The 2,805-nt window shown below is 65.0% G+C and carries 2 protein-coding genes; both read right to left on the bottom strand.

What is annotated here, in order from left to right:
- Positions 1–2,358: molybdopterin-dependent oxidoreductase (locus VD811_05880; protein ID HXV20499.1), on the bottom strand; the 2,358-nt coding region annotated here is incomplete at its 3' end.
- On the bottom strand, positions 2,355–2,805 hold a 451-nt coding region (locus tag VD811_05885; GenBank protein HXV20500.1), incomplete at its 5' end, for a hypothetical protein. The genes VD811_05885 and VD811_05880, both read right to left, overlap by 4 nt.

The raw sequence follows: 2,805 nt of genomic DNA on the forward strand, positions 1-2,805 counted from the left end.
CGCCTGCATGGGGTGGATGAAGGAGTGCATGTCGGTGGTGTTGAGGTCGTCCTTCTCGTACCAGGTGGCGGTCGGCAGCACGATGTCCGAATAGAGCGCCGAGGTGTCCATGCGGAAGTTGATGTCGACCACCAGGTCGAGCTTCCCCTCCGGCGCCTGGTCGCGCCAGACCACCTCCTTGACCGACTCGGCGGCGGTCTCCGGGGCGACCGTATTGTGATGGGTGCCCAGATAATGCTTGAGGAAGTACTCGTGCCCCTTGGCACTCGACATCAGCGCGTTGCCGCGCCAGATGATCCACAGCCGCGGCCAGTTTTCGGGAGCGTCGGGGTCTTCGACGGCAAATTTCATCTTCTTTTCCGCCAGTTGCCTGACGGTCCAGTCGACGATCTCCTGGTTGCTGGCGGCGCCGGCGGCCTCGGCCTGCCTTACCGCCTGCGCCGGGCTGCGGTCGAACTGGGGATAGAACGGCAGCCAGCCGTTGCGGACGGCGCGGATCTGCTGGTCCATGGTGTGGTCCGAGCTGATCGGGCTGGTCTCGGCGACCGGATTGATCCGGACCTCGTCGGCGGTGCGCTCGTAGCGCCACTGATCGCTGTGCACGTAGTGGAAGGAGGGGGTGTTCTGAAAACGCGGCGGTTTCGACCAGTCGAGAGCGCCCATGATGGTGGCCCAGGGCGCCACCGGGGCGAGTTTTTCCTGGCCGACGTAGTGGTTGAGGCCGCCGCCGTTCTTGCCGACACAGCCGCAGAGCATCAGCGAGACGATGCCCGCGCGGTAGATCAGGTTGGCATGGTACCAGTGGTTGACGCCGGCGCCGATGATGATCGAGCATTTGCCTTCGGTCTTCTCGGCGGTGGCGGCCCACTCGCGGGCAAACTGGATGACGTTGGCGCGGTCGATGCCGGTGAATTTCTCCTGCCAGGCCGGCGTGTAGGCGCTGTTTTCCGCGTCGTAGTCTTGCGGATAATGGCCCGCAAGACCGCGGCCGACACCGAACTGGGCCATCAGCAGGTCGAAAACCGTGGTGACCGGCACGCGGCCGCCCGCCGTCTCCAGATAGCGCACCGGGACGCCCCGCCCGATCGCCTTGCCGTCGGCGAAGTCATCGAAGGAGACTTGCAGCACTTCCTCGCTGCTGTCGAGCAGCGACAGCAGCGGCGCCAGCGCGCTGCCGTCCTGGCCGTCCTGCATCTGCAGGTTCCATTCACCCTTTTTCTGCTGCCAGCGGAAGCCGAGGCTGCCGAGCGGCATGCGCGGCTGGCCGCTCGTTTCATCCCAGACCAGATACTTGAAGCCGGCGTTCTCCTCCTGCCGGTAACGCTCCAGGGCCGCCGCCGTGGCCATCCGGCCGGGGCGCCAGACACCGTCCTTTTCGCTGAGCTCGATCAAAAACGGGGTGTCGGTATAGCGCTTGAGATAGTCGATGAAATAGGGGGTTTTCGCCTGATGGTGAAACTCGCTCAGGATGACATGGTTGACCGCCATCCAGAAGGCGCCGTCCTGGCCGGCGTGCGCCGGAATCCACCAGTCGGCGTGCTTTGAGGTCACGCTGAAGTCGGGCGACAGGACCGTCACCTTGGTGCCGTTGTGGCGCGCTTCGGTCAGAAAATGCGCGTCCGGGGTGCGGGTCATGTTCGGATTCGAACCCATCACCGCGATGTACTTGCTGTTGTACCAGTCGGCACTCTCCGCCACGTCGGTCTGCTCGCCCCAGATCTCCGGCGAGGCATTGGGCAGATCGCAGTACCAGTCGTAGAAACTCAGGTTGACCCCGCCCAAAAGCTGCATGAAGCGGGAGCCGCCGGCAAAGCTGAGCATCGACATCGCCGGTATCGGGGAGAAGCCGACCAGCCGGTCGGCGCCGTATTTCTTGATGGTATGGATCGTCGAGGCGGCAATGATCTCCTCGACCTCCTCCCAGCTCGACCGGCGAAAGCCGCCCTTGCCGCGGGCCTGCTGATAGCTTTTGCGCCGCAAGGGGTCCTCGACGATCGAGGCCCAGGCCGCCACCGGATCCGCATGCTCGGCTCTGGCCGCCCGCCAGAGATCGGTCAGCACGCCGCGCAGGTAGGGGTACTTGATCCGCAGCGGGCTGTAGAGGTACCAGGAGAAGGCGATGCCGCGCTGGCAACCGCGCGGCTCATAGGGGGGGAGTCCTGCCTCGAGCTCGGGGTAATCGGTCGCCTGCAGTTCCCAGGCGACGATGCCGTCCTTGACATGCACGTTCCAGGAACAGCCGCCGGTGCAGTTGACACCGTGCGTGCTGCGCACCACCTTGTCGCACTGGTTGCGATTGCGATAGAACTCTTCCCAGGCCCGGGCTTTGGGATCGACAATATCTTTTATCCAGCTCATCGCGGCTCACCCTTTCCCTTGCGCGCTCTGTCCACGAGCGGTTGCCGAACGCCCTTGAGGCGTCCCCAACCGAACAAAATCAACAAACCGAACACGATCGCGCCGCCGGCGAGCACATGCCCGGCCAGTTGCGCACCCGCCTGGAGCGGCGCCTGTCCGGCCACTTCCGCCAGAAAAGCCGTCACATCGGCCTGCTCCGCGGGGGTCAGGGGACGGCTGGCATAGATCGGCTCCATGCTCGGGAACGGCAGGCTCTCGAGAATGGCTGTCACCCCTTCGGCGCCGTAATCGGCGTACATCGAAGTCAGGTCGATGGCGAAGTTGGCGCCGGCGGCCATCCCCAGGCCGGCGCCGGCGATGCCGTGACAGGCCAGACAGGGAGCGCCTCCCTTGGCAAAGGGGGCAGCACCGACATAAAGCGCCCTCCCCTTCTCCGGATCGCCGGCC

The organism is Desulfuromonadales bacterium, from assembly GCA_035620395.1.
Lineage (GTDB): Bacteria > Desulfobacterota > Desulfuromonadia > Desulfuromonadales > DASPGW01 > DASPGW01.